Here is a 26,465-nt window from a genome sequence, read left to right as displayed (position 1 = left end):
GTCAATTGATAGAATTACCCCAACTGTAGGAGTCTGACCATGCAACGTGAAGCCACCGCCATGACCGTGCGCCAAAACCTGGGCGAGTTGCTCAACGAGGTGCAGTACCGGCACGACAGCATCGTCATCACCAAAGCGGGCAAGCCCGTGGCGGCGATGGTCGATATGGATACCTACGAGCGCATGCGGCGCAAGGACAGCGGCGAGTTCGAGCGGCTGTGGGCTGAAATGGCCAAAGGCTTCGAAGACTTGTCCGAGGCAGAGGTGGACGAATTGGTCAACACCGAAGTCCAGGCCGCCCGTGCCGAAATCCATGCGAAACGGCTGGCCGAAGCCAAATAAATAGCCCATGAATCTGATCCTGGACACCAATACGGTCCTGTCAGCCCTATTCAAACCGCAAAACCGCCAAGCCGAGATGCTGCACTTGTGGCGAACGCACCGGTTTGAATGGCTGACCTGTACCCAGCAGTTGGAAGAAATTGGCAACGTGCTGTCGCGCCCTAAAATCTTTTCGCGCATTGTGGGTGGCAGCGCCACGGCCCAACGCCTGATCGAAGAAATGCATGCGCGTTGCACCTTTTTCCCGCTGTCGCCCCCATTTCCGCCGGTATGCCGCGATGCCAAAGACGACTACCTGGTGGCCCTGTTGGTGCAAGCCAAGGCCAGCTACCTCGTCACCGGCGACAACGACTTGCTGGTTCTAAAACACCTGTACCCCATTGCCACCGTACCCGAATTTCTAGACCGTTTATGACCTCCCCCCGCCAACTCTTCGTCACCACCGCCCTGCCCTACGCCAACGGCAACTTCCACATCGGCCACATCATGGAGTACATCCAGGCCGACATCTGGGTGCGGTTCCAACGCATGCAGGGCAACGCCGTTAACTTCGTCGGGGCCGACGACACCCACGGCGCGCCCATCATGATTGCGGCCGAAAAGGCGGGCATCACGCCCCAGCAGTTCGTGGCCAACATCGCCGCCGGGCGCAAGCCCTACCTGGACGGCTTCCACATCGCTTTTGACAACTGGCACAGCACCGACGCGCCCGAAAACCACGCGCTGGCGCAGCAGATCTACCGCGACCTGAAGGCGAACGGGCTGATCTCCAGCAAGGTGATCGAGCAGTTCTTCGACCCCGCCAAGAACATGTTTCTACCGGACCGCTTCATCAAGGGCGAGTGCCCCAAGTGCCACGCCAAGGACCAGTACGGCGACAACTGCGAAGTCTGCGGCTCGGTGTATGCGCCCACCGACCTGATCAACCCCACCTCCACCCTGTCCGGGGCCACGCCCGAGCTGAAGAGCTCGGAGCACCTGTTCTTCCAGCTCTCTGACCCGCGCTGCGTGGAGTTTCTGGAGGGCTGGACCCAAGACGGCCGCCTGCAGCCTGAAGTGGCCAACAAGGTCAAGGAATGGTTCACCGTGCGCACCAACCCGGACGGCAGCACCAGCGAAGGCCTGGGCGACTGGGACATCAGCCGCGACGCACCCTACTTCGGCATCGAAATCCCCGACGCACCCGGCAAATACTTCTATGTGTGGCTGGACGCGCCCGTGGGCTACCTGGCATCGCTGAAAAACCTGCTCGACAAACGCGGCGAAGACTTCGAGGCCTACATGGCCCAGCCCACGCTGGAGCAGTACCACTTCATCGGCAAGGACATCGTCACCTTCCACACCCTGTTCTGGCCCGCCATGCTGAAGTTCAGCGGCCGCAAAACGCCGGATTCGATCTTTGTGCACGGCTTTTTGACCGTCAACAACGGCGAAAAGATGAGCAAGAGCCGCGGCACCGGCCTGGACCCGCTCAAATACCTGGGCCTGGGCATGAACCCCGAATGGCTGCGCTACTACATCGCCGCCAAGCTGTCTGCCCGCAACGAAGACATCGACTTCAACGCCGACGACTTCATGGCCCGGGTGAACAGCGACCTGATCGGCAAGTACGTGAATATAGCCAGCCGGGCGGCGGGTTTCCTGACGAGAAAGTTCAGCGGCCAATTGGTTTCAATGTTTTTAGTTGGAGGCACTAAACCCGCCGTCGGTGAAGACTCAATAGATAACTTGATCGATGACTTAATGCAGGCAGCGACCTCAATTCAAGAGGCGTACGAAAACCGGGAGTACAGCCGAGCTATCCGGGAAGTCATGGCGCTAACAGATGCAGTGAACCAATATGCCGACGAGAAGAAGCCATGGGTGTTAGCTAAGAACGAATCTGACTCGGGACAACTCCAGATCGTATGTAGCGTGCTAATCAATTGCTTCCGCTTACTAACCCTGTACCTGAAGCCAATACTGCCAGGTGTCGCAACTGAAGCAGAAAAAATGCTGGGCTTAAGTGCCGCTCCACTGACATGGAATGATGCAAAAACCTGCCTTCCAGCAGGCCATGCCATACAACCTTATCAACACCTGATGCAGCGCGTGGATATCAAGCAGCTTGATGCATTGTTTGAGCCCCCAGCGCCCACAGAACCAGCACAAGCAGCTACAGAAACTGTAGTACCCGGCGGTGAGTCCATCGCCCCCGTCATCACCATCGACGACTTCGCCAAGGTCGACTTGCGCATCGCAAGAATAGTCAACTGCGAGCCGGTCGAGGGCTCCACCAAGCTGCTGCGCCTGACGCTGGACGCGGGCGAAGGCCGTATGCGCAACGTCTTCAGCGGCATCGCGGCCCACTACCAGCCCGACCAACTCATCGGCAAACTCACCGTGCTGGTGGCCAATCTGGCACCGCGCAAGATGAAGTTTGGTATCAGCGAGGGTATGGTTCTTGCTGCCAGCCACGCCGATGAAAAGGCCCAGCCGGGCATCTACGTGCTGGAGCCCTTCCCCGGCGCGCAACCCGGTATGCGCATCGGCTAACCACACAGCAACACACCATGACCTCGCCCCTCGCCCGCTTCCACCCCCGCCTGCTAGACGCACTCAAGGGCTACAACCGGGAGAGGTTGGGCAAGGATGTGGGTTCGGGCGTGACGGTGGGCATCGTCGCCCTGCCGCTGGCCATGGCGTTTGCGATTGCCAGCGGCCTCAAGCCCGAGGCCGGGCTGTGGACGGCCATCATTGCGGGCTTTCTCATCTCGGCGCTGGGGGGCACCACGGCACAGATTGGCGGTCCGGCAGGGGCCTTCATCGTCATCGTCTACGGCATCGTCGAGCGCTACGGCGTGGCCAACCTGCTGATTTCCACCGCCTGCGCGGGCGTGCTGCTGTTTGCGCTGGGTCTGTTCAAGCTGGGCACGCTGGTGCGCTATGTGCCGGTGAGCATCGTGATTGGCTTTACCAACGGCATTGCGGTGCTGATTGCGCTGTCGCAAGTGAAAGACCTGCTGGGGCTGGAGATCGCCAAGATGCCGGGCGACTTCTTCTCGCAGCTCAAGACCCTGGCCGCCCACATCCACACCCTGAACTTCTTCGCGCTGGCCCTGGGCACGGTGTGCGTGCTGGGGCTGATTGTCTGGCCCAAAGTGTTTGTGCAGGGCTCGCCGCTGATCCGCCTGCTGGAAGGCCGCTCGGTGCGCACCTTTGCCCGGGTGCCCGGCCCCATCGTGGCGCTGGTCACTCTGTCATTTCTAGCCTGGGCGCTGGGCCTGCCGGTGCAGACGCTGGGCACCAAGTTCGGCAGCATCCCCAGCGGCCTGCCGGTATTTGAACTGCCCGAATTCACCTGGGACACGGTGCGCCTGCTGGTCACGCCCACGCTGACCATTGCCCTGCTGGGCGCGGTGGAGTCGCTGCTGTGCGCCCGCGTGGCCGATCAGCTCGCCAGTGACCCCCACCACCTCAAGCACAACCCCAACCAGGAGCTGATGGCCCAGGGTGTGGCGAATTTCGTGGTGGCCTTCTTTGGCGGCATGCCCGCCACCGGCACGATTGCGCGCACCGTCACCAATATCCGCTCCGGCGCCACCTCGCCCATCGCGGGCATCGTGCACGCCCTGGTGCTGGCTGCCGTGGTGCTGGTGGCCGCGCCGCTGGCGCTGTACATCCCTCTGGCGGTGCTGGCGGGCATCCTGCTGTTTGTGGCCTGGAACATGGGCGAATGGCACGAGTTTGTGCGCCTCAAGCAGTTCAGCAACCACTACCGCATGCTGTTGCTGGGCACCTTCTTTCTCACCGTGGTGTTCGACCTGACGGTGGCGGTGGAGGTGGGCATGCTGCTGGCCTGCGCCTTCTTCATCCGCCGCATGAGCACGCTGTTCCATGTGGATGCCGTGGCCGAGGCGGAGGGCGCGCTGGTCTACAAACTCTACGGCGCGCTGTTCTTCGGGGCGGTAGCCAAGATCGACCCCATCGTCCAGGCCGTGGAAAGCCGCCACAAGGGCACGCGTGTGGTGCTGGACGCGTCCCAGCTCATCTCACTGGATGCCAGCGGGCTGGACGCGCTGGAGCAATTGTTCAAGGCCATCACCCACCGCGGCGGCCAGCTCTACATCAACGACCTGAACGACCAGCCCCGGGGGCTGATGGAACGATCCGGCTTCGCGGGCCGACTCAAGGATTTTCAGACCAGCGCAGCGGCTGCACTCTGAGTGCGGGCCTGGTCCAGGCTGCCGCTCCAGGCCGTCAAGGCCACCGCACCCAGCACCACCAAGCCGCCGATCCAGGGCGTGTGGGCCAGGCCCAGGTGGCTCACCACCCAGCCGCCGCCCCAGGCACCGCCTGCAATGCCCAGGTTGAAGGCCGCGATGTTCAGGCCCGAGGCCACGTCCACCGCCTGCGGCGCCACGCGCTGGGCCTGCTGCACCACGTAGACCTGCAGACCTGGCACGTTGCCAAAGGCAAAGGCACCCCACACCAGCACGGTGGCCACGGCCAGCCAGGGGCTGGAGGCGGTGAGCGACAGCACCAGCAGCACTGCGGCCAGGCCCAGGAACAGGATCTTCAACGCGCCGATCGGGCCGCGCCGGTCGGCCAGCTTACCGCCCCAGATGTTGCCAAACGCCACCGACACGCCGTAGACCATCAGCACCAAACTGACCGCGTTGGTGCCAAAGCCCGACAGTTCCTGCAGGATGGGGGCCAGGTAGGTAAAGGCCACAAACGAACCGCCGTAGCCCACGGCAGTCATGGCGTAGACCAGCAACAGGCGCGGCTGTTTCAGCACCTGCAACTGCTGCAACACGCTGGCGGGTTTGTTGTGTTTCAGCGTGGACGGGATGAAAAACAGGCTGATCAGCATCGCCACCACGCCCAGCGCGGCCACCGCCAAGAACGTAGCGCGCCAGCCAAAATGCTGGCCGATGAAGGTGCCCAGCGGCACGCCGGTAACCAGCGCCACGGTGAGGCCCGAGAACATGGTGGCAATGGCGCTGGCGGCTTTCTCCTTGGGCACCAGGCTGGTGGCGATGGTGGAGCCGATCGAAAAGAACACGCCGTGGGCCAGGCCCGTCAGCACCCGTGCCACCACCAGCGGGGTGTAGCCCGGTGCCTGCCAGGCCACCAGGTTGCCGATGGTGAACAGCAGCATCAAGCCCAGCAGCAGCATCTTGCGGGGTACTTTGCCGGTCAGCGCCGTCAGCACGGGCGCGCCCACGGCCACGCCCAGGGCGTACAGGCTGACCAACAGGCCCGCCGACGGAATGCTGACCCCCAGGTCGGCGGCCATGGTGGGGATCAGGCCGACGATCACGAACTCGGTCGTGCCGATGGCAAAGGCGCTGATGGTCAGCGCAAGCAAGGCAAGTGGCATAAAGCACCTCAAATAGTCACAGAAGCCTGGATTCTGGATGCCTTACCCTTGCAGAAAAAGCGCTGTATCCGCACAAGATACTTGCGTATTATTCAAGAATGAAAACCACGCTCGACGAACTGCAGGCCTTTGCCACCGTGATCGACGCAGGCTCCATCACCGCGGCGGCCGAGCAGCTGGGGCAAACCGTGTCGGCCGTCAGCCGCTCGCTGGGCCGCCTGGAGAAGAAACTGGACGTGACCTTGCTGCGCCGCACCACCCGCCGCCTGGAGCTCACCGAAGAAGGGGCCATGTTCCTGGCCCAGGCCCGCAAGATCATGGGCGCGGTGGAGCAGGCCGAGGAGCAAATGGCACAGCGCCGCAACCGGCCCGCCGGGCGTTTGCGGGTCAACGCCGCGTCGCCCTTTCTGCTGCATGTGCTGGTGCCGCTGGTGGCGGGCTTTCGGGCGGCCTACCCGGACATTGCGCTGGAGCTCAACAGCAGCGACCAGATCATCGACCTGCTGGAGCACCGCACCGACCTGGCCATCCGCATCGGCCCGCTGGTCGATTCCAGCCTGCACGCCCGCCCGTTAGGCAGCAGCCTGCTGCGCGTGCTGGCCAGTCCGGCCTACCTGAAGGCCGCAGGACGGCCCCGCACGGTGGAAGACCTGGAGAAACTCAGCCTGCTGGGCTTTACCCAGCCCGACAGCCTGAACGCCTGGCCGCTGCGCAATCCATCAGGCGACCGGCTGGCGATTGCCCCCACGCTACGCGCCTCCAGCGGCGAGAGCCTGCGCCAACTGGCCCTGGCGGGTGCGGGCGTGGTGTGCCTGGCCGACTTCATGACCGAGGGCGACCGCGCGCGCGGCGACCTGGTGCAGTTGCTGCCCAGCGCCACGGTGGAAGTGCGCCAGCCCATCCACGCGGTGTACTACCGCAACACCGCTCTGGTGTCGCGCATCGCCTGCTTTCTGGACTATGTGGCCGCAGGCTTTTCACACCCCCAGGCTACAGCGCAAGCGCTTTCCGCCAACCCCCCTCGTATCGGTTTGAAAAACTGATACGACATGCAGGGGGCGCATCCAGTGGCCTGGCAAAGCCAGTTCCACGGATGCCCTGAGGAACGCGGGTTCAGGCTGAGACCCTTACCGGTTGCGCTCGACCTCCGGGTCGGGCACGGACATCGTGCGCAGCACGCGGTAATCGGGGTCGAACACCACGGTGAACACCATGGAGGTGTTGGGCGGCTGCAGATACCGCCAGTCGTATTCCACCTCGTTTTTCAGCTTGAAGGGCGTGGTCTTCATGGGCTTGCCCAGCATCTTGCGCACGTCTTCCATCATCATGCCGGGCTGGACCTTGGCGAAGTTTTGCGGGGTCAGCACCTGGCGCAGGGCGCTCATCTTGCCGTCAGCGCCGATGGTGATCATGTAGTTCACATGGCCCGCTGGCTGGCGGTTGTACTCGAAGGTGCGGCCACCCTCGGGCGCATCCCAGACTTTCTCGGGCTCGCCAAATTGGGCCCGCACATCGGCCTCGGTGGCCACGCCCTCTTCCAGTTTTTCAATGCGCTGCGGATCGCAAGCTGCCAAAGCCAGTGCTGTACAGACTAAACCTACCCACTTTTTCAACATCGCTTGTTGCCCCCGTAAAATCAAGCCAACCAAAGGTCCCAAGTCTATGTCCATCTTCGCCCGCCCCCACTACCAATCCGATGCCACGCTGTTCATCGACCAGCTCAAGGCCCAGAAGCCCGAACTCGAAGCCCAGCAGCTCGCAGGCCGCGCCCTGCTGTGGGAGCAAAAGGTAGACCGTAACGCCCAGGCAGAGTACCGCGAAGGCCGCGTGGCGCAAAACCCCTACGTCTACCAGACCCTCAACAAGTAATTAGCCAAATTGGCAGCTAGCGCCCATTCCATAAGCACAAGCAGCTATTTAATTTATAGTGAATGCAGTGGTTGAAGCGTTAGCACTTCCCGACACCCTGGACCCGGTGGCGCGGGCCCGGCTGTATGGCGAGCCGATGTTTGCCATGCCGGTGGATTTGTACATCCCGCCGGACGCGCTGGAGGTGTTTCTCGATGCCTTCGAGGGCCCGCTGGACCTGCTGCTGTACCTGATACGGCGGCAAAACTTCAACATCCTCGACATCCCCATGGCAGCGTTGACGCGCCAGTACCTGGTGTACGTGGACGAGATCCGCAGCCGCAACCTGGAGCTGGCGGCCGACTACCTGCTGATGGCGGCCATGCTGATCGAGATCAAATCGCGCATGCTGCTGCCGCCCAAAAAGGTCGCCGAGGGCGAGGAAGCCGAAGACCCGCGCGCCGCTCTGGTGCGCCGCCTGCTGGAGTACGAGCAGATCAAGCTGGCAGCAGCCCGCCTCAACGCCCTGCCCCAGTTTGGCCGCGACTTTCTCAAGGCCCAGGTATTCATCGAGCAGGCGCTGCAACCCCGCCTGCCCGAGGTGCACGTGGCCGACCTGCAAGAGGCCTGGCGCGACATTCTGCGCCGCGCCAAACTCATCCAGCACCACACCATCACCCGCGAAGAGCTGTCGGTGCGCGAGCACATGAGCCATTTGCTCAAGACCCTGCAAGGCCGCAGGTTTGTGGAGTTTGAAGAGCTGTTCGATGCCGCCAAGGGCATGTCGGTGCTGGTGGTGACCTTCATCGCCCTGCTGGAGCTGGCCAAGGAGACGCTGGTGGAGATCGTGCAGGCGGAGGCTTTTGCGCCCATCTACGTGCGTCTGGCCTACGCCCCGGTAGCCGTGGCTTAACCGCCGAAGTGCTTGCGGTAGCGCGCCGGTAAATCGGCAATGCGCAGCAGCATGGGCAGGTCGGCGGTGTTGAAATCCGGGTCCCAGGCGGGCGCGCCCAGCACCTTGGCACCCAGGCGCAGATAACCCTTGATCAAGGCCGGTGGCTCGATGGCCAGCGTGCTGTCGAACTGCTCGATGGGCAGCGGCAGGCGGGGCTGCACGTGGTATTCGATCGGGGCCATGTGGGTTTTTTGCAACTGGTGCCAGATGCTGGCCGCCGCGTCGCCGCCCACCACGCCGTTGTGCAGCATGGGGATGCTGGCGCAGCCGACCATGGTGTCGAGCTGGTTGCGCTGCATGAATTCGGCCAGCGCGCCCCACAGGGCCAGGATCACGCCGCCGTGGCGGTGGTCGGCGTGCACGCAGCTGCGGCCCAGCTCCACCATGCGGCTGCGCAGGTTACGCAGGCGCACCAGGTCAAATTCCATATCGCTGTAGGTGCTGCCCACGCGCCGGGCCTGCACCGGGGTCAGCACCCGGTAGGTGCCGATCACGGCGTTGCTGGCCACGTCGCGCACCAGCAGGTGCTCGCAAAAGTCGTCAAACAAATCCACGTCGTGCCCGGGCAGCTTGGTGGACAGGCGCGCGCCCATCTCCACGGCAAACACCTGGTAGCGCAGGCGCTGGGCTTCGCGCACCTCGTCCTGGTGCCGCGCCCACGACACGGCAATACCGCCCGCAGCGGCCACAGGCTGGGCCTCGACACGGGGGATGGGCGCCACCACCCGCTCGTCGCGCCGGTGCAGCGCCCCGCGCAGCAAATGGGCCGGGTTGAACGCCGACACCAGCGAAATAGGCGACAGCGCGAAGGTGGGGGTGGGCAGTTCTTTCATGGACTTCTCCTGTGTATGCGGCAGAGTCTGAAAGTGCGGTGTGACGCGGATGTGAAGCTTGCGTGGCGCTTGTGTGACAGTGCTTTTAAATTTATAGCATGTCACGCTCAATCCATAAGCGCTAGAGGCCCAAAACACCCATATTCCTCACCGCAAGGCCACGGTCATCTGCTTCCACACCGGGTCTTGCCATTTGCCGAACAAAACCAGCAGGCCGGGGCTGCTGGCCTGCTTTTCCACCGCCAGGGTATCGAGCTTCCAGACTTCAAAGCTGCGCTTGGCGCGGCCCTCCACCACCGCTTCGCGCACGGCCAGCAGGCGCTCGCCGCCGGGCACCCAACCGGCAAATTCCAGCGTTCCCAGGCCGGGGGCATTGCTGCCGGGCGGCACGGTGTCCAGCGTCCAGCCCTCGGTCGTTTGGCGGTACAGCCACAGCTCGCGCCAGCCTGCCAGCGGCTGCACCGCCAGGGCCACGGCCTTGCCGTTGGGGCTGGTGCTGGCCGATGCCGTCCAGGCCACGCCATAGGTGCAACGCTGGTGCAGGGGGTGGGCGGCGGGGTGTTGGGCATCGACCAGCAGCACACAGGTCTGCCCGGGCTCGCCGGGCTGGGTGACGATGCGCGGGCGGGAGCCTGCGGTGTTGGCATCTGCAACGGGTACGGCAGCCCAGCGGGAGGCGCTGACGCGGATGGCGGCCTCGCTCTCGGCGGCAAAGTCTTCGTCGGCCAGCTCGGCGCGGTTCAGGGCGGCCAGGGCATCGACGGCACGCTGGGCGGCGGCCACGGCCTGGGGGGTCTCCTGGCGGCGGGCGGCGGCAAAGGCCAGCGCCGACTGCACGGCGGCGCGGCGCAACTGGATACGGTTGGCCAGCACGGGGCTGAGGGTGGCGGTGTCGATGGGCTCCAGCAGCCGGGCCCGCTGCTGGTCTTGCCGGGTTTGCACAGTGGGCGACAGATTCGGGTCCTGGCAGTCGCTGCGGCTTAGCGCCAGGGCGGCACGGGCGCGCTGCTCCGGGCTGGCAGCGGGCTGGGCCAGCACGCGGGCAAAGGCATCGCCGTCGTAGCAGATCTGCATGCTGCCATCGCGCTCGGTGCTGGTCATCTGGATGCCGTAGGCGGCCACGGCTTCCAACTGCGCGGCCAGCCGGGTGTCGGCTGCGGTGGGCGTCGCACCGGCGCTGCTGCCCTGGCGGCTGGTGGCGCGGCGGGCCAGGCGGTCGGCCATCTGGCCCAGTGCGTCTTGCGCCTCGGCAGTGTTGCTGCCTGCCGGGGCGGCTTGCAGGTAGGCGGCGGCGTAGGCCACGCCCAAGGCTTCGGAGCCAGGGGTGTCGCGCACAAAGCGCAGCACGGCCAGCAGTTCGGGCGCGTCTTGCGGGGTGACCCGGGTGGTACGGACCTGCGACTGGCGCACAAAGCCCGCCCGCTCGCGGCGGTAGTCGTAGACCTGCAGGTAGTCCATGCGCTGGCCGCGGATCTCCAGCGTGTCGCCCTGGGTCAGCACGGCCTGCACCGGGGCGGCATCGCGCGCCGCACCGCGTAGCGCCACCTGGTCTTGCACCACGATGGCCAGCAAGGGTGTGGCAGCCATCGCCACCTTGGCGCACAGCGAGACCAGCGTCAACAGAACAGATGCGGCGCGCATTATTCGGCTCCCTTGTCGCTGCCTTCGGCGGAGTCCATTTCGGGTGCCGCCGGGTTGCCGTTCTTGCCTGCCCCCAGCAGGGCGGAGCCGATGAAACCGCCATCGGTGGGTGGCGCAGCAATGATGACCTGCACCTTGTCGGACAGTTTGTCGGCCATGATCTTCTGGATCAGCAGCGGGTGGCGGGTGACCAGCGCGCCGTCGCGGGCCATTTGCTCGCTGGCGATCTTGCCCACCCGGTCGAGCCGGTAGGCTTCGGCATCGGCCAGCTTTTGGCGCGAGTCGGCCTCGCCCTGGGCTTCGATGCGGCGGGCAGCGGCGGCACCTTCGGCGGTGCGGATGCGCGAGACTTTGTCGGCCTCGGCCTCCAGCTGGCGCTGCTCGATTTGCTTTTGTTTGAACGGCAGCACGTGGCGCATGGCTTCTTCCTGGGCCTTGGCGGCAATGACCTGCTCGGAACCGGCGGCTTGGGCCGACTTTTCGCGGCGCACGCGCTCGGCATCGGCATCCAGCGCGGCTTCTTGCACGCGTTTGCCCTTCAGCTCCAGCGTGTAGCGCATTTTTTCGGATTCCAGCTCTTCAGACAGCAGGCGCTCCATGCCGCGCTTGTAGTCTGCCGGCAAGTCCACCTTGCCGATTTCTACCGAGCGCAGCAAGATGCCGTCGGCGGCCAGCTTGGGTTCGAGCTCGGCTTCGATCAGCTGCTGGATCTCGCCGCGCTTGCTGGAAAAGATTTCCCGTACGGTGTAACGGGTGAAGGTCTTGTAGACCACACCTTGCACCGCGGGCTGGACGATGTCCTGGCGGATGTCGCCGGGCAGGTCTTGCGACAGGCTGGCCAGACGGCGCGGGTCCAGGGCATAGCGCACCCCCACATCCACCCCTACCGACAGGCCTTCCACCGACTGGAACTGGGCGCTGCCGTCGGCGGACACAGGCCGGTAGAGCTGGTCGCGCAGGTTGTACTGGCGCAAGGTGTGGATGCCGGGCAGCACCAGCACCGACCCTGCAGCCCACTGGCTGGTGTCGCCGGTGAAGCGGTTGCTGCGGATGCCCACCTCGCCGCGCGCCACGTTTTGCAACGGCGGGTGGCTCCAGACCAGCGCGCCCGCAGCCACCAGCACACCCACCGCCAGCACGGCGCGGCCAGCGCGGGGCGTAGCGACCTGGCCCAGGCCTTGGGCCGTGTTGCGCCCCAGGCGGCGCACAGCGAGGGTGATGGAACGGACGAGGCGAGAGGGGTGCAGGGACATGGCGGGCTCCAAAGGTTGTTGAATCAGGCCACCCGGTGGGGTGTGGCTAGATTCTTTTCTGCACCCCCTGGAGCAAACAATGCAGCCCTGCTGGCAGTTGCTTCCGGCGGCGGAAGAAACACTCACACCGGCGGCCAGGGCGGGCTTGGATAATCGGCCCATACCAACGATTGAGAACCTGCACCATGGAAAAAGTGGCTGTCATCGAAGACGACCAACCCACCAGCCAGTTGTTGCGCGGCTGGATCGAGGCCGCGCAGCCGGGCATCCGGGTGGAGCAGTGGTTTACCCGCGACAGCGCCGAGGCCGCCATTGCCCGCGAGCAGTACGACCTGGTGGTGCTGGACATCGAGCTGGGCCGCGAGCGGCATGCGGGCGTGGCCATCATCAATGCCATCAACAAAACCCGGCCCGGCACGCCGGTGTTGGTGGTGTCGGCCATGCCCGCCACCATTTACCGCAGCATCATGAAGGCGCTGGATGCCTGGGACTACCTGCAAAAAACCACGTTTGAAGAGGCCGACTTCATCGACACGTTTTTAGAGATCCTGCGGGCGGGCCGGGCTACCGCCAAAGCCCCGCCCCAGGCGCCATCGGCGGATGCCGATGCCTTGTCGCTGGACCCGCTGCGGCAAAACTCCGCCCTGTGGCGCGGCCAGCGCATCAACCTGCCACTGACCGCGCAGCGCATTCTGGCCACGCTGTACCAGCGCCGGGGCCAAGTGGTGTCGTACGACGATCTGTACCAGGTGGTGAAAAGTGGCCGCAACCGGGACAACGTACGCAAACACGTCAGCACCATCCGCGATGCCTTCCGCGAGCTGGACCCGCAGTTCGACGCGATAGAAAACGTGCCGATGCGCGGCTTTCGCTGGACGGTGCCTGCATGAAGCCCTTGGGGCGGCTGCCGTTCCAGGTGCCTTTTCAGGTGCCGTTCCGCATCCCCTTCGGCCTGCGGTTTTTCTTTCGCACCGCCTTTGCCCTGCTGGCCCTGGCCACCCTGGCCCTGGCCTTGAGCGTGCTGCAGGAAGAAAAACAACGCGGCCTGCGCAGCTACCAAAGCAGCTTTCAGCAAAACCTGGCCCAGATCGCCCAGCGCCTGCGCCACCCCACCGGGCAACTGGCCCTGCTCAACCCCGGCCTGGGCAGCAGCCCCGACCAGCCGCTGTACCCGGTGGTGTTGCCGTTTGCCGCCATCGACTTTGACGACCGCAGCAAGGTGCAGCAGGCGGTGGAGATGGCGGGCTGTGGCGTGCAGTACCCCGACGGCTCCAGCCTGTGCGTGGCCGTAGGCAACAACCCCTGGGCGGGTGGCTTCATCTACCTGGTGGGCAGCTACGCCACCGCCGATGCTCTGGTGGCCCACAGCCGGGGCGACCCAGCGCTAGACCAGGCCCACCGCCTGCAGGTCGCGGTGCAACTGCCCAGTGGCAGCAGCACCCAGTGGCTGGCCCCGTTTGAAACCGATGCCGATGCCGGGCCGCAAAGCGCCTCGGGCGTGCCCACCGTGCGCGGGCGTTTGACCGGATTTACACTGGACGCACAGGGCCAGACCGGTGGCCGCCCGGTGCGCGACTTTCGCGGCTGGCTGTGGCAAGACGGGCGCTGCCTGCCTGCAGACACCGCCAGCACGGCCAGTGCCTGCAGGAAGCAGGTGTTTTTCTCGGTACGCCTGCCCATCGACCTGTGGCGCGATGCCGTGTTTACCGCCAGCCGCAGCGCCAGCAAGACCGCCCCGGCCTGGCCACCGCCGGATCTGGACCAGGTGAGGGTGCAGTTGCAGATGCTGGCCCCCGGCAGCGCCACCCGGGTGTTCGACAGCCAGCAACCCGGTGCCACGCCGCCGTTCACCCTGGCCAGCCTGGTGCCCCAGCTCCAACCCGGCGAAACCTTGCAGATCCGCCAATTGCTTGCGGGCACTCAGGCGGCGCGGACCTTGGCCACGCTGCAGGCCCCCGCCGCCACCGAGCCCGCCCCGCGCTGGCTGGACCGCCTGGTCGCCCGGCTGCCGGTGGCCGACTACGACATCCCGCTGCAGGCCTCCGAGACCATCACCACCAGCCTGGGCAGTTTCGCGCTGACGCTGCATGGCGACCTGCGCAGCGTGAACCAGAACCTGGCCCGGGTGGCGACCCGGATGTCGTGGTTTGTGGGGGCCATGCTGCTGGCGGTTGCGCTGACCTGGGCGGCCATCGAGCTGCGCATCATCCGGCGCATCACCCTGCTGACCAAGCGCTCGGCCGCCGTGTCACACAGCATGCGCAGCGCGGACAGCGTGCTGGCGCTGGATCTGGTGGACGTGCGCGGCCATGACGAGCTGGGCGTGCTGGCCGCCGCGCTGGCCGAGCTGCTGCAGCGGGTGCACGACGACCTGAAACGCGAGCGCATCCGCACCGCCCAGGAGAAAGACATGTGGCACGCCGTGGGCCATGAAATCATGTCGCCCCTGCAGTCCCTGAAGGCCTTGCACGGCACGGCCCACGACCCCAGCAACCGCTACATCCAGCGCATGCAGCGGGCTATCCAGGTGCTATACGGCAGCGCTTCGCCCAGCGAAGCCTTTGAGGCCAGCCTGCTGGACACCGAACGGCTGGACGTGAATGCCTTCCTGACCCAGGTGGCCGACAACGCCGCCAGCGCAGGCATCAGCGGTGTGCAATTCACCCCCCTGCCCGCCCCGCTGTGGGCCAAGGCCGATGCCCATTCGCTGGAAGATGTGGTCACCCATGTACTCACCAACGCCCAGCGCCACCGCACGGCAGGCAGCCCCATCGTGCTGACGCTGGAGCGCGTGGGCCACGAAGTGCTGGTCGGTATCTTTAACCAGGGGCCGCCCATCCCGGCGGAGCTTCTGGGCAAAGTTTTTGAATATGGTGTGTCCAGCCAAGCCGATACCGCAGCCCTGGGCAGCCGCGGCCAGGGCCTGTTCGTCGCCAAGACCTACATGGCCAAAATGGGCGGGACCATTGCGGCGCAGAACACCGGTGACGGAGTACGGTTGGAACTGCGCTTGCAGGCGGGGTGACGGCCCCGCCCCAGGGGACCTATCGCAGCGTGGCCGCGATCCGCTCCGCGCAGGACTTGGCCATGGCCGCATCGCGGGCCTCGACCATCACGCGGACCAGGGGCTCGGTGCCGCTGGCGCGGATCAGCACGCGGCCGTTGTTGCCGAGTTCGGCTTCGGCGGCCTGGGTGGCCAGGGGCAACTGGGTGTTGGCTTTCCAGTCTTGGCCGGGCTGCAGGCGCACGTTGATCAGGGTTTGCGGGAACAGGGTCAGATCGGCCAGCAGCTCGGCCAGGGTCTGGCCGGTGCGTACGCAGGCCTGCAGCACCTGCAGGGCGCTGACCAGGCCGTCGCCGGTGGTGTGCTTGTCCAGGGCCAGCAGGTGGCCGGAGCCTTCGCCGCCCAGCAGCCAGCCGCGCTTTTCCAGCTCTTCCAGCACGTAGCGGTCGCCCACCTTGGCGCGGACCAGCTCCACGCCCTTGTCTTTCAGCGCCAGCTCGACGGCCATGTTGGTCATGAGCGTGCCGACCACGCCGGGCACGGCATCGGCTGCGCGCTTGCTGGCATTTTTGCCCCCGCGCGACAGGCGCTCCTTGACCATCAGGTACAGGATTTCATCACCGTTGAACAGGCGGCCATCGGCATCGACCATTTGCAGGCGGTCGGCATCGCCGTCCAGCGCCACACCGAAGTGGGCACCGTGGGCTTTGACGGCATCCACCAGGGCCTGGGGATGGGTGGCACCGACGTTTTCGTTGATGTTGATGCCGTCGGGTGCGCAGCCGATGGCAATGACTTCGGCACCCAGCTCGTGGAAGACCTTAGGGGCAATCTGGTAGGCCGCGCCGTGGGCACCATCGACCACGATGCGCACGCCCTTGAGCGTGAGGGCGTTGGGGAAGGTGCTTTTGCAAAACTCGATATAGCGGCCAGACGCATCTTCCAGGCGGCGGGTTTTGCCGAGCGAGGCAGAGTCGGCCCATACCGGCGGGGTGTCCAGCGCGGCTTCAACCGCCAGTTCCCAGGCATCGGGCAGCTTGGCCCCTTCGGCACTGAAAAACTTGATACCGTTGTCGGGGTATGGGTTGTGGCTGGCGCTGATGACCACGCCCAGGCTGGCGCGCTGTGCACGGGTCAGGTAGGCCACGCCGGGCGTGGGCAGGGGGCCGAGCAGCACCACATCCACACCGGCGGAGTTGAAACCGGATTCGAGTGCGCTTTCCAGCATGTAGCCGGAAATACGGGTGTCTTTGCCGATCAGCACGGTGGGGCGGGCTTCGGTTTGCTTGAGCACGCGGCCTACGGCATGGGCCAGGCGCAGCACAAAATCGGGGGTAATGGGGGCCTGGCCCACGGTGCCACGGATGCCATCGGTGCCGAAGTATTGACGGGACATTGTTTTCCTTTTTATGGGGACACGACCCGTACAGCGCACGCTGGTAAGGCCGACTACAGGTTACACCGCAGCTTGCGGCAACTTTGAAAAATGGTGAGCTTACCCGCCCGCTGCAGCCCACACCTTGAGGGCCTGCGCGGTGGCGGCCACGTCATGTACCCGCACGATGCGCGCACCCCGCTCCACGGCCAGCAGGGCCGCTGCCACGCTGGGCACCAGGCGCTCGGTGGGGCCAAGAGGAACATCGGCCATACCCGCCAGCGAAGATTTACGCGACCAGCCCACCAGCAGCGGGTAACCCAAAGCCAGCAGCGCCTGTTGCCGCGCCAGCAGGGCGAAGTTTTGGGCCACAGTTTTGCCAAAGCCAATGCCGGGGTCGAGCACGATGCGGGTCTTTTCTATGCCTTGTGCTGATAGCAGCTGTACATGCCGCTCTAAAAATAGTAGCACCTGTGCCACCACGTCGCCTTGCATGGGCTCGGCCTGCATGGTTTGCGGTTCGCGGTGCATGTGCATCAGGCACACCCCGCACGACGGGTGCCTTGCCACCACATCCGTGGCAGCCAGCGGATGGGCCGGGTCGGTCCAGCGTAGGGCCCAGATGTCGTTGAGGATGTCTGCACCAGCGTCCAAAGCGGCCTGCATGACCTGGGGCTTGTAGGTGTCTACCGAAATCGGCACGCCCAGTGTGGTGGCCGCCCGCAGCACGGGGAGCAGACGGGCCAGTTCCTCCTCCACCGGCACCGGTTGGGCACCGGGGCGGGTGGATTCCGCGCCGATGTCCAGAAGGTGGGCCCCGTCGCGCAGCAACTGTTCGCAGTGGGCCAGGACGGCGGCGGTGTTGGCGTGCTGGCCGCCATCGGAGAACGAGTCGGGGGTGGCATTGACGATGCCCATCACCCGAGGTTGGGCCAGATCAATCTGAAAGCGGGTGGTTTGCCAGAGCATGGGAGTTGCGGAATTATCAGAAATGAAAACGGGGCCTGAAAAGCCCCGTGATCGAGATCACCTATCAACGCGTTGACACGCGCAGTGGTTTACACCGTTGTTACGCCGCCGTAGGTGCGGGTTCTACCGCCGGCACGACCGGTGCACCGCCACTACCACCGTTGCTACCGCCGCCGGTAGGCGTGCGGGGTGTCCAGTCTTTCGGTGGACGGGGTTCGCGGCCTGCCATGATGTCGTCAATCTGCTCTACGTCGATGGTTTCCCATTCGAGCAGGGCCTTGGCCATGGCGTGCATTTTGTCGCTGTTGTCTTCGATCAGCTTGCGCGCCAGGGCGTACTGCTGGTCGATGATGCGGCGCACTTCGCTGTCGACCTTTTGCATGGTCTGCTCGCTCATGTTGGTGGTCTTGGTGACCGATCGGCCCAGGAACACTTCGCCTTCGTTCTCGGCATACACCATGGGGCCCAGCGCATCGGTCATGCCGTAGCGGGTGACCATGTCGCGGGCGATGGAGGTGGCGCGCTCGAAGTCGTTGCTGGCACCGGTGGTCATCTGGTTCATGAACACTTCTTCGGCGATACGGCCACCGAACAGCATGCTGATCTGGCTCAGCATGTATTCGCTGTCGTAGCTGTAACGGTCTTGGGCGGGCAGGCTCATGGTGACGCCCAGGGCACGGCCACGGGGAATCACGGTGACTTTGTGCACCGGGTCGCACTTGGGCAGCAGCTTGCCGATCAGGGCGTGGCCGGACTCGTGGTAGGCCGTGTTGCGGCGCTCTTCCTCGGGCATGACCATGCTCTTGCGCTCGGGACCCATCAGGATCTTGTCCTTGGCCTTCTCGAAGTCTTGCATTTCCACCACGCGGGCACTGCGGCGGGCGGCCATCAGCGCGGCCTCGTTGCACAGGTTGGCCAGATCGGCACCCGACATGCCGGGCGTGCCGCGGGCAATCACGTTGGGGTTCACGTCCTGGCTGACCGGGATCTTGCGCATGTGGACCACCAGAATCTGCTCGCGGCCCCGGATATCGGGCAACGTGACGTAGACCTGGCGGTCAAATCGGCCTGGGCGCAGCAGAGCCGCATCCAGGATGTCGGGGCGGTTGGTGGCAGCCACCACGATCACGCCCAGGTTGGTTTCAAAGCCGTCCATCTCGACCAGCATCTGGTTCAGGGTCTGTTCGCGCTCGTCGTTGCCACCACCCAGGCCGGCACCGCGTTGGCGGCCCACGGCATCGATTTCATCGATAAAGATGATGCAGGGTGCGTTCTTTTTGGCGTTCTCGAACATGTCGCGGACCCGGGCTGCGCCCACGCCAACGAACATTTCCACAAAGTCGGAGCCGCTGATGCTGAAGAAAGGCACTTTGGCCTCGCCTGCAATGCTCTTGGCCAGCAGGGTTTTACCGGTACCGGGGGGGCCGACCAGCAGCAAGCCGCGCGGAATGCGGCCACCGAGTTTTTGGAACTTGGCCGGGTCTTTCAGGAAATCGACGACTTCCTTGACCTCTTCCTTGGCTTCGTCACAACCGGCCACGTCGGCAAAGGTCACCACGTTGTTGTTTTCATCCATCATGCGGGCTTTACTCTTGCCGAAGCTGAACGCCCCGCCCTTGCCGCCGCCCTGCATCTGGCGCATGAAGTAGACCCACACGCCGATCAACAGCAGCATGGGGCCCCAGCTGACCAGCAAAGTCATGAGCAGGGAGCCTTCTTCGCGGGGTTTGACATCGAACTTGATGTTGTTGGCGATCAGGTCGCCCACCAAACCGCGGTCGAGGTAGGTGGCGTTGGTGCGGATGCGGCGGTCGTCATTGGTGATGGCGACGATCTCGGTACCGCCCTGGCCTTCCTGGATGGAGACGGATTTGATTTGTTTGTTGCGCACTTCGTCCAAAAAGTCCGAATAGCCCACATAACCAGAACTCACACCCGCGCGGGTGTCGAACTGTTTGAAAACCGTGAATAGCACCATCGCAATGACGAGCCAGACGGCAATTTTGGAAAACCACGGATTTTTCAAGCAAGGCTCCGGTAGGAAAGACTTCAACGTAAGTGCGTACTATTTTAGGCGTTTCAAGGGCCGACACGGCAATTCTTGACTATGGCGGCCATTGCAGCAACAAGGGTTTAGGGGTTTCCCTGGCCGTTTTCAGGCGCGATTTGTGCGGTTTTGGGTGCTATTTTCAAGCCCACGCCGACCAGAAAGGTTTCGGTCGACTTATCGCGCGAGGCTTTGGGTTTGATGGGCTTGACCATGTGGAAGGTCTGCTTGAACAGCTTCACCAGCGGATCGTAAGCCCCGCCGTGGAACAGCTTGACCACCAGGGCACCCTGCGGCTTCAAATGGCTTTGGCAAAAATCCACCGCCAGCTCGACCAGGCCCTCGATGCGTGCGGCATCGGCGGCGTGGATGCCCGACAGGTTGGGGGCCATGTCAGACAGGATCACGTCGGCCAGCCGCCCGTCCATGGCCTGGGTCAATTTGCCCAGCATCTCGTCTTCGCGGAAGTCGCCCTGGAAGAACACCACACCCTCCACCGGCTCCATGGGCAGCAGGTCGATGGCAATGATGCTGCCATTGAGCGCGCCCACCGCTGCACCGCCGCCCGCCGCCGTCTTGGGCGACAGCTTGCGGCGCACATACTGGCACCAGGCCCCGGGCGTGGAGCCCAGATCGACCACCAGATGGCCGGGCTTGATGAGGTGGAAAGTCTCGTCAATCTCCTTCAATTTATAGGCCGCGCGGGCCCGGTAGCCCTCGCGTTTGGCCAACACGACATAGGGGTCGTTGACGTGGTCGTTGAGCCACGCCTTGTTGACTTTTTTACTTTGTGTTTTAACTTTCATCTTGGCCTTGATAATACGCACATGTCTCAAATACAACTTACCCCTGCCCAGCGCAAGGTGCACCGCGCCGAAGCCCACCATTTAAACCCTGTGGTGATGGTGGGCAGCGACGGCCTGACCCCCGCTGTTACCAAAGAAATCAACCTCGCGTTGAACTCCCATGGCCTGATCAAGGTCCGCGTTTTCTCGGACGACCGCGTCGCCCGCGAAGCCATGTTCCTGGCCCTGGCCGACGAACTTGGCGCGGCTCCCATCCAGCACATCGGCAAACTGTTGGTGCTGTGGCGCCCGCAACCCGAAATCATCAAGGAGCGCCGCGTGGACGAAGACCGCATGGCCGGTCCACGCGACTTCAAGGTGCTCAAGCACAGCACCCGCGGTGGCCAACGCCCTGAAGTGAAAACTTTGCGCGTGCTGGGCAACCAGCGTTTGACGGCAGGCGGCACGGTGAAACGCGCCAAGCCAAAGCCAAAGACCAGCCTCAAGAAACGCAGCCAGACCTGATCTAGCTCCGCTGGGCCGACACTTTCCACAGTGTCGCGCCCGCTGCCAGCCATTGCAGCAAATACAGGGCACTGCCCAGACCGTGCCACAGCTTCAAATTCTCCCGCGCCACGATGTGCGGCGAGATGGCAAATTCCACCAGCACCGCCGCCAAAAAACCAAAAGCTATAAAAATAATAGCTGCTTGCGCTTGTCCGATAAGCACAGAGCCCTGTTTTGACCTGGAAAGCATCAACAGGATCAACGTGCAGGCCATGGACAACCAGGTCTGCGCCGTGAACAGCTTGGCGGCCATGCCACCGGCCATCGCCGGGGTGGGCAGTACCGCAAACAGCATCGGCACCACCATGAAGCCCAGCGTGCTCAGGCTACCCCACCAGAGGGCCGCCAAAAACACGGGCAGGCGTTCGCGCATCGCTATCAGATGTAGCTGACGGCCATCACTTCATAGCGCTTGATGCCACCGGGTGCGTTGACCTCGGCGGTGTCGCCCACTTCCTTGCCGATCAGGGCGCGGGCAATGGGGCTGGAGACGTTGACGCGGCCCAGCTTGAGGTCAGCCTCGTCCTCACCCACGATCTGGTACTGCACGGCCTGGCCGCTGTCTTCGTCTTCCAGATCGACCGTGGCACCAAAGACCACACGGCCACCGGCATCCAGCGTGGCGGGGTCGATGATCTGGGCTACCGACAACTTGCCTTCGACCTCCTGGATGCGGCCTTCGATGAAGCCCTGGCGGTCTTTGGCGGCTTCGTATTCGGCGTTTTCGCTCAAATCGCCCTGGGCACGGGCCTCGGAGATGGCGTTGATCACCCAGGGGCGCTCCACCGTCTTGAGCTTGTGCAGTTCGGCTTTGAGGGATTCCGCGCCGCGTTTGGTAATGGGTAGGGTAGACATGGTTACAACTCCAAATACGGCTTAAGCCAACAACTGCGCATGCATTTCCTGTACCGAGATGACATCCAGGTCGTCCAGGTACTGCATGCCTTCCACCGCCGCTTCGGCACCAAAAATGGTGGTGAAGGTGGTGACGCGGGCCAATAAAGCCGAAGTGCGGATGTGGCGCGAATCGGCAATCGCGTTGCGGCGCTCTTCCACGGTGTTGATGACCAGGGCAATCTCGTTGTTCTTGATCATGTCCACGATGTTCGGGCGGCCTTCGGTGACCTTGTTGACCGTGGTGCAGGCAATGCCCGCGGCCTGGAAAGCTGCCGACGTGCCCTTGGTGGCGATCAAATCAAAGCCCAATGCGCTCAACCCACGCGCCACTTCTACGGCACGCGCCTTGTCGTTGTTCTTCACCGACACAAAGGCCTTGCCCGAGCGCGGCAGCTTGGTACCCGCGCCAATTTGCGACTTCACAAAGGCTTCGCCAAAAGTCTTGCCCACGCCCATCACCTCGCCGGTGGACTTCATCTCGGGGCCGAGAATCGTGTCCACACCGGGGAACTTGACGAACGGGAACACGGCTTCCTTGACGCTGAAATACGGCGGGGTCACTTCCTTGAAGATGCCTTGGGCGTCCAGCGTCTGGCCGACCATGCAGCGTGCCGCCACCTTGGCCAGCTGGATGCCGGTGGCCTTGCTGACGAAGGGCACGGTGCGGGAGGCACGCGGGTTCACTTCCAGCACGTAGATCACGTCCCGTCCGTCCACGTTCTGGATGGCGAACTGCACGTTCATCAGGCCCACCACCTTCAAGGCATGCGCCATGGCGGTGGTCTGGCGTTTGATTTCGGTGACGGTTTCCGCCGACAGGTAGTACGGAGGCAACGAGCAGGCCGAGTCGCCGCTGTGCACGCCCGCTTGCTCGATGTGCTCCATCACGCCGCCGATGAACACGCGCTGGCCGTCGCAGATCGCGTCCACATCGCATTCAATCGCGTCGTTCAGGAAGCGGTCCAGCAGCACCGGCGAGTCGTGGCTGACCTTGACGGCCTCGCGCATGTAGCGCTCCAGGTCGCGCTGCTCGTGGACGATTTCCATGGCGCGGCCACCCAGCACGTAGCTGGGACGTACCACCAGGGGATAGCCCAGGGCGGCGGCCTTTTCCAGCGCTTCGGGCTCGGTACGGGCCGTGGCGTTGGGCGGCTGGCGCAGGCCGAGTTCGTGCAGCAGCTTCTGGAAGCGCTCACGGTCTTCGGCCGCGTCGATCATGTCGGGGCTGGTGCCGATGATGGGCACGCCATTGGCTTCCAGGTCCAGCGCCAGCTTCAACGGGGTTTGGCCGCCGTACTGCACGATCACGCCGAAAGGCTTTTCCTTGTCGACGATTTCCAGCACGTCTTCCAGCGTCAGCGGCTCGAAGTACAGGCGGTCGCTGGTGTCGTAGTCGGTGGACACGGTTTCGGGGTTGCAGTTGACCATGATGGTCTCATACCCGTCTTCGCGCATGGCCAGCGCGGCGTGCACGCAGCAGTAGTCGAACTCGATGCCCTGGCCGATGCGGTTCGGGCCACCGCCCAGCACCATGATCTTCTTTTTGTCGGTGGGCGCGGCTTCGCACTCGGCACCCTCGGCCTCGTAGGTCGAGTACAGGTAGGCGGTGTCGGTAGCGAACTCGGCCGCGCAGGTGTCCACGCGTTTGTACACAGGGCGCACGCCCAGGGCACGGCGGGCATTGCGCACGGCGGTGTCGGTGGTCTTGAGCTGCTTGGCCAGGCGGCGGTCGGAGAAGCCTTTTTGCTTCAGGGCGCGCAGGGTGGCCGCGTCGATGTCGGCCAGGCTCTTGGTTTCCAGCTCCAGCTCGATCTTCACGATCTGCTCGATCTGTACCAGGAACCAGGGGTCAATCTTGGTCAGGGCAAACACTTCGTCCACCGTCCAACCGGCGGCAAACGCGTCGCCCACGTACCAGATGCGGTCGGGGCCGGGCTCGCCGAGTTCTTTTTCCAGCAACTCGCGGTCCTGGGTTTTCTCGTTCATGCCGTCCACGCCCACTTCCAGGCCGCGCAGGGCTTTCTGGAAGGATTCCTGGAAGGTGCGGCCCATGGCCATGACTTCGCCAACCGACTTCATCTGCGTGGTCAGGCGCGAATCGGCGGTGGGGAACTTTTCGAACGCAAAACGCGGGATCTTGGTGACCACATAGTCGATGCTGGGCTCGAAGCTGGCCGGGGTGGCACCGTTGGTGATCTCGTTGCGCAGCTCGTCCAGCGTGTAGCCCACGGCCAGCTTGGCCGCCACCTTGGCAATCGGGAAACCCGTGGCCTTGGAAGCCAGTGCCGAGGAGCGCGACACGCGCGGGTTCATCTCGATCACCACCATGCGGCCATCGACCGGGTTGATCGAGAACTGCACGTTGGAGCCGCCGGTGTCCACGCCGATTTCGCGCAGCACGGCCAGGCTGGCGTTGCGCAGCAGCTGATATTCCTTGTCGGTCAGCGTCTGGGCGGGGGCCACGGTGATCGAGTCGCCGGTGTGCACGCCCATCGGGTCCAGGTTTTCGATGGAGCAGACGATGATGCAGTTGTCGGCGGTGTCGCGCACCACTTCCATCTCGTACTCTTTCCAGCCCAGCAACGACTCTTCGATCAGCAACTCGTTGGTGGGCGAGGCTTCCAGGCCGCGCTTGCAGATGGTTTCGAACTCTTCCGGGTTGTAGGCAATGCCGCCGCCGGTGCCGCCCAGGGTGAAGCTGGGGCGGATGACGGTGGGGAAACCCATCTGGCGTTGCACGACCCAGGCCTCTTCCATGCTGTGCGCAATGCCGGAACGGGCCGAGCCCAGGCCGATCTTGGTCATCGCGTCCTTGAACTTCAGGCGGTCTTCGGCCTTGTCGATGGCTTCGGGCTTGGCACCGATCAGCTCCACCGGCTTGCCGGTGGCCGCGCCGGTGTACTTGGCCAGCACGCCGTTGTGCCACAGGTCGAGTGCGCAGTTCAGCGCGGTCTGGCCGCCCATGGTGGGCAGGATGGCATCGGGGCGCTCTTTGGCAATGATTTTCTCGACCGTCTGCCAGGTGATGGGCTCGATGTAGGTCACGTCGGCCGTGGCCGGGTCGGTCATGATCGTGGCGGGGTTGCTGTTGATCAGAATGACGCGGTAGCCCTCCTCACGCAGCGCCTTGCAGGCCTGCACGCCGGAGTAGTCGAACTCACAGGCCTGGCCGATGATGATCGGGCCTGCGCCAATGATGAGGATGGATTGAAGGTCTAGGCGTTTAGGCATTAGTTTTTCTCCATCAGCACGATGAAGCGGTCAAACAGGTAGCTGATGTCGTGCGGGCCGGGCGAAGCCTCGGGGTGGCCCTGGAAGCAGAACGCGGGCTTGTCGGTACGGGCCAGGCCTTGCAGCGTGCCGTCGAACAGGCTGATATGGGTGGCGCGCAGGTTGGCGGGCAGCGTGGCTGCATCCACCGCAAAACCGTGGTTCTGGCTGGTGATGCTGACGCGGCCATCGTCCAGGTCTTTCACCGGGTGGTTGGCACCGTGGTGGCCGAACTTCATCTTGAAGGTCTTGGCACCGCTGGCCAGGGCCATGATCTGGTGTCCCAGGCAGATGCCGAAGGTGGGGATGCCGGACTCGATCAAAGCGGCCGCGGCGGCAATCGCGTAGTCGCAAGGCTGCGGATCACCGGGGCCGTTGGACAGGAACACGCCGTCGGGTTGCAGAGCCAGCACCTCGGCGGCGCTGGTTTGCGCGGGCACCACGGTGATGCGGCAGCCACGGCTGGCCAGCATGCGCAGGATGTTGAACTTGACCCCAAAGTCATAGGCCACCACGTGGAAGCGCGGCGCGTCTTGCTGGCCGTAACCGCCCAACAGGTTCCACTCGGTCTGGGTCCAGGCGTAGGACTCCTTGGCGGAGACCACCTTGGCCAGGTCCAGCCCGGCCATGCTGGGCGCAGCCTTAGCAGCGGCCACGGCTTGGGCGGTGTTCTCGGCATTCACGCTCTGGCCTGCGGGCAGCGCCAGGATGCAGCCGTTTTGCGCGCCATGGGTGCGCAGGTGGCGGGTCAGCTTGCGGGTGTCGAGGTTGGCGATGGCGACCGTGTTTTGCTGGACCAGGTAGTCCGACAAGGTGAGGTGGCTGCGGAAGTTGGAGGCGACCAACGGCAGGTCTTTGATGACCAAGCCAGCGGCATGGACGCGGGCGGCTTCCACGTCTTCCACATTGACACCGGTATTGCCGATGTGCGGGTACGTCAGGGTGACGATCTGCTGGCAGTAGCTGGGGTCGGTGAGGATTTCCTGGTAGCCGGTCATGGCGGTGTTAAACACCACCTCGCCCACGGTGGAGCCGGGGGCTCCAATGGAGTTGCCAACAAAGACCGTGCCGTCTGCGAGCGCCAGGATGGCGGATGGGAAGGTTCCCTTGAGAGACAAAAGCACTGGGTTCTCCGAAATAGTTACGGGTACGCCCAAGCGGTCCAAGAGTAAAACTCTTGCAAATGCTCTGGAAGGGGGTTCGGTAAGACCGGCGCTAGGCGTACGTGGATGCGGGAAAGCCCACGATTATAGCCGAGCACTGTTGCAGATCCTGGCCCAAACCACGGGCAAACCCTGGGCCGGGTATAGCGCT

General features: G+C 64.1%; 23 protein-coding genes. 10 read left to right on the top strand and 13 right to left on the bottom strand.

The genetic code is table 11. The features are described 5' to 3' along the window. Positions 1–39 precede the first annotated feature (39 nt). The 4 genes from AC097O_RS08605 to AC097O_RS08590 are packed head-to-tail and all read left to right on the top strand — an operon-like array spanning position 40 to position 4,547. Positions 40–342, top strand: coding sequence for a type II toxin-antitoxin system Phd/YefM family antitoxin (locus AC097O_RS08605; protein WP_479592383.1), 303 nt, complete (start codon positions 40–42; stop codon positions 340–342). 7 nt (positions 343–349) lie between these two features. Continuing rightward, a complete protein-coding gene (locus AC097O_RS08600; protein ID WP_479592382.1) occupies positions 350–757 on the top strand; it encodes a putative toxin-antitoxin system toxin component, PIN family in 408 nt (135 codons plus the stop codon). Continuing rightward, positions 754–2,877, top strand: coding sequence for a methionine--tRNA ligase (gene metG / locus AC097O_RS08595; protein ID WP_479592381.1), 2,124 nt, complete (start codon positions 754–756; stop codon positions 2,875–2,877). The genes AC097O_RS08600 and metG overlap by 4 nt, the downstream gene beginning before the upstream one ends. A gap of 17 nt (positions 2,878–2,894) precedes the next feature. Beyond that, positions 2,895–4,547 carry a SulP family inorganic anion transporter gene (locus AC097O_RS08590; protein ID WP_479592380.1) on the top strand — a complete coding sequence of 551 codons (1,653 nt, stop codon included), beginning with the start codon at positions 2,895–2,897 and terminating at the stop codon, positions 4,545–4,547. On the opposite strand, the gene AC097O_RS08585 is transcribed toward AC097O_RS08590, so the two are convergent. Beyond that, positions 4,520–5,707 carry an MFS transporter gene (locus tag AC097O_RS08585; RefSeq protein WP_479592379.1) on the bottom strand — a complete coding sequence of 396 codons (1,188 nt, stop codon included), beginning with the start codon at positions 5,705–5,707 and terminating at the stop codon, positions 4,520–4,522. The two genes, AC097O_RS08590 and AC097O_RS08585, sit on opposite strands and share 28 nt — an antisense overlap. A 98-nt stretch (positions 5,708–5,805) precedes the next feature. Here AC097O_RS08585 and AC097O_RS08580 point away from each other — a divergent pair, with 98 nt between their 5' ends. Continuing rightward, a complete protein-coding gene (locus AC097O_RS08580) occupies positions 5,806–6,750 on the top strand; it encodes a LysR substrate-binding domain-containing protein (RefSeq protein WP_479592378.1) in 945 nt (314 codons plus the stop codon). Between the two features lie 84 nt (positions 6,751–6,834). Here AC097O_RS08580 and bamE read toward each other — a convergent pair whose 3' ends face one another. Further along, positions 6,835–7,323: an outer membrane protein assembly factor BamE domain-containing protein gene (gene bamE / locus AC097O_RS08575; protein WP_479592377.1), complete on the bottom strand. Its 489-nt coding sequence runs from the start codon at positions 7,321–7,323 to the stop codon at positions 6,835–6,837. A 46-nt stretch (positions 7,324–7,369) separates the two neighbouring features. Here bamE and AC097O_RS08570 point away from each other — a divergent pair, with 46 nt between their 5' ends. Beyond that, complete coding sequence (locus tag AC097O_RS08570) at positions 7,370–7,576, top strand: DUF3460 family protein (RefSeq protein WP_479592376.1); 207 nt, start codon at positions 7,370–7,372, stop codon at positions 7,574–7,576. A 67-nt stretch (positions 7,577–7,643) separates the two neighbouring features. Further along, positions 7,644–8,468 carry a segregation and condensation protein A gene (locus AC097O_RS08565; RefSeq protein WP_479592375.1) on the top strand — a complete coding sequence of 275 codons (825 nt, stop codon included), beginning with the start codon at positions 7,644–7,646 and terminating at the stop codon, positions 8,466–8,468. Here the strand turns inward: AC097O_RS08565 and AC097O_RS08560 are convergent. The 3 genes from AC097O_RS08560 to AC097O_RS08550 form a co-directional block, all read right to left on the bottom strand. After that, the gene (locus tag AC097O_RS08560; protein WP_315226829.1) at positions 8,465–9,343 is read right to left on the bottom strand and encodes a GNAT family N-acetyltransferase; all 879 of its coding nucleotides are present in this window, start codon (positions 9,341–9,343) and stop codon (positions 8,465–8,467) included. The two genes, AC097O_RS08565 and AC097O_RS08560, sit on opposite strands and share 4 nt — an antisense overlap. Before the next feature lie 147 nt (positions 9,344–9,490). Further along, the gene (locus tag AC097O_RS08555; RefSeq protein WP_479592374.1) at positions 9,491–10,984 is read right to left on the bottom strand and encodes an SH3 domain-containing protein; all 1,494 of its coding nucleotides are present in this window, start codon (positions 10,982–10,984) and stop codon (positions 9,491–9,493) included. Then, on the bottom strand, positions 10,984–12,237 hold the full coding sequence (locus tag AC097O_RS08550) for a prohibitin family protein (protein WP_479592373.1): 1,254 nt from the start codon (positions 12,235–12,237) through the stop codon (positions 10,984–10,986). Before AC097O_RS08550 ends, AC097O_RS08555 begins: the two co-directional genes overlap by 1 nt. A 185-nt stretch (positions 12,238–12,422) precedes the next feature. On the opposite strand from AC097O_RS08550, the gene AC097O_RS08545 reads away from it, so the two are divergent. After that, positions 12,423–13,127 carry a response regulator transcription factor gene (locus tag AC097O_RS08545; protein ID WP_479592372.1) on the top strand — a complete coding sequence of 235 codons (705 nt, stop codon included), beginning with the start codon at positions 12,423–12,425 and terminating at the stop codon, positions 13,125–13,127. Beyond that, entirely contained in the window at positions 13,124–15,262 is a 2,139-nt protein-coding gene (locus AC097O_RS08540) for a sensor histidine kinase (RefSeq protein ID WP_479592371.1), read from the top strand. Before AC097O_RS08545 ends, AC097O_RS08540 begins: the two co-directional genes overlap by 4 nt. A 19-nt stretch (positions 15,263–15,281) precedes the next feature. On the opposite strand, the gene glmM is transcribed toward AC097O_RS08540, so the two are convergent. The 4 genes from glmM to AC097O_RS08520 all read right to left on the bottom strand — a co-directional run bounded on the left by glmM (position 15,282) and on the right by AC097O_RS08520 (position 20,438). Then, positions 15,282–16,637 carry a phosphoglucosamine mutase gene (glmM, locus tag AC097O_RS08535; protein ID WP_479592370.1) on the bottom strand — a complete coding sequence of 452 codons (1,356 nt, stop codon included), beginning with the start codon at positions 16,635–16,637 and terminating at the stop codon, positions 15,282–15,284. 99 nt (positions 16,638–16,736) lie between these two features. Next, positions 16,737–17,585: a dihydropteroate synthase gene (gene folP / locus AC097O_RS08530; protein ID WP_479592369.1), complete on the bottom strand. Its 849-nt coding sequence runs from the start codon at positions 17,583–17,585 to the stop codon at positions 16,737–16,739. 100 nt (positions 17,586–17,685) lie between these two features. Continuing rightward, a complete protein-coding gene (gene ftsH, locus AC097O_RS08525) occupies positions 17,686–19,611 on the bottom strand; it encodes an ATP-dependent zinc metalloprotease FtsH (RefSeq protein WP_479592368.1) in 1,926 nt (641 codons plus the stop codon). 107 nt (positions 19,612–19,718) lie between these two features. Beyond that, positions 19,719–20,438, bottom strand: coding sequence for an RlmE family RNA methyltransferase (locus tag AC097O_RS08520; protein ID WP_479592367.1), 720 nt, complete (start codon positions 20,436–20,438; stop codon positions 19,719–19,721). Between the two features lie 21 nt (positions 20,439–20,459). On the opposite strand from AC097O_RS08520, the gene AC097O_RS08515 reads away from it, so the two are divergent. After that, a complete protein-coding gene (locus tag AC097O_RS08515) occupies positions 20,460–20,942 on the top strand; it encodes a YhbY family RNA-binding protein (protein WP_367849140.1) in 483 nt (160 codons plus the stop codon). Between the two features lies 1 nt (position 20,943). On the opposite strand, the gene AC097O_RS08510 is transcribed toward AC097O_RS08515, so the two are convergent. Genes AC097O_RS08510 through carA form a run of 4 tightly spaced genes read right to left on the bottom strand, consistent with a single transcriptional unit; the run spans position 20,944 to position 26,275 of the window. After that, complete coding sequence (locus AC097O_RS08510) at positions 20,944–21,357, bottom strand: DUF4149 domain-containing protein (RefSeq protein WP_479592366.1); 414 nt, start codon at positions 21,355–21,357, stop codon at positions 20,944–20,946. Between the two features lie 5 nt (positions 21,358–21,362). Beyond that, a complete protein-coding gene (gene greA / locus AC097O_RS08505; RefSeq protein WP_315238110.1) occupies positions 21,363–21,839 on the bottom strand; it encodes a transcription elongation factor GreA in 477 nt (158 codons plus the stop codon). 21 nt (positions 21,840–21,860) lie between these two features. Continuing rightward, positions 21,861–25,112 carry a carbamoyl-phosphate synthase large subunit gene (gene carB, locus AC097O_RS08500; protein WP_479592365.1) on the bottom strand — a complete coding sequence of 1,084 codons (3,252 nt, stop codon included), beginning with the start codon at positions 25,110–25,112 and terminating at the stop codon, positions 21,861–21,863. Beyond that, positions 25,112–26,275, bottom strand: a complete 1,164-nt coding sequence (gene carA / locus AC097O_RS08495; RefSeq protein ID WP_479592364.1) for a glutamine-hydrolyzing carbamoyl-phosphate synthase small subunit — start codon at positions 26,273–26,275, stop codon at positions 25,112–25,114. Before carA ends, carB begins: the two co-directional genes overlap by 1 nt. Between the last annotated feature and the right edge of the window lie 190 nt (positions 26,276–26,465).

It is taken from the genome of Rhodoferax sp. LS1P39, assembly GCF_056521425.1.
The sequence above is the reverse complement of the archived record's forward strand: the minus strand, read 5'-3'. Positions and strand labels throughout refer to the sequence as shown.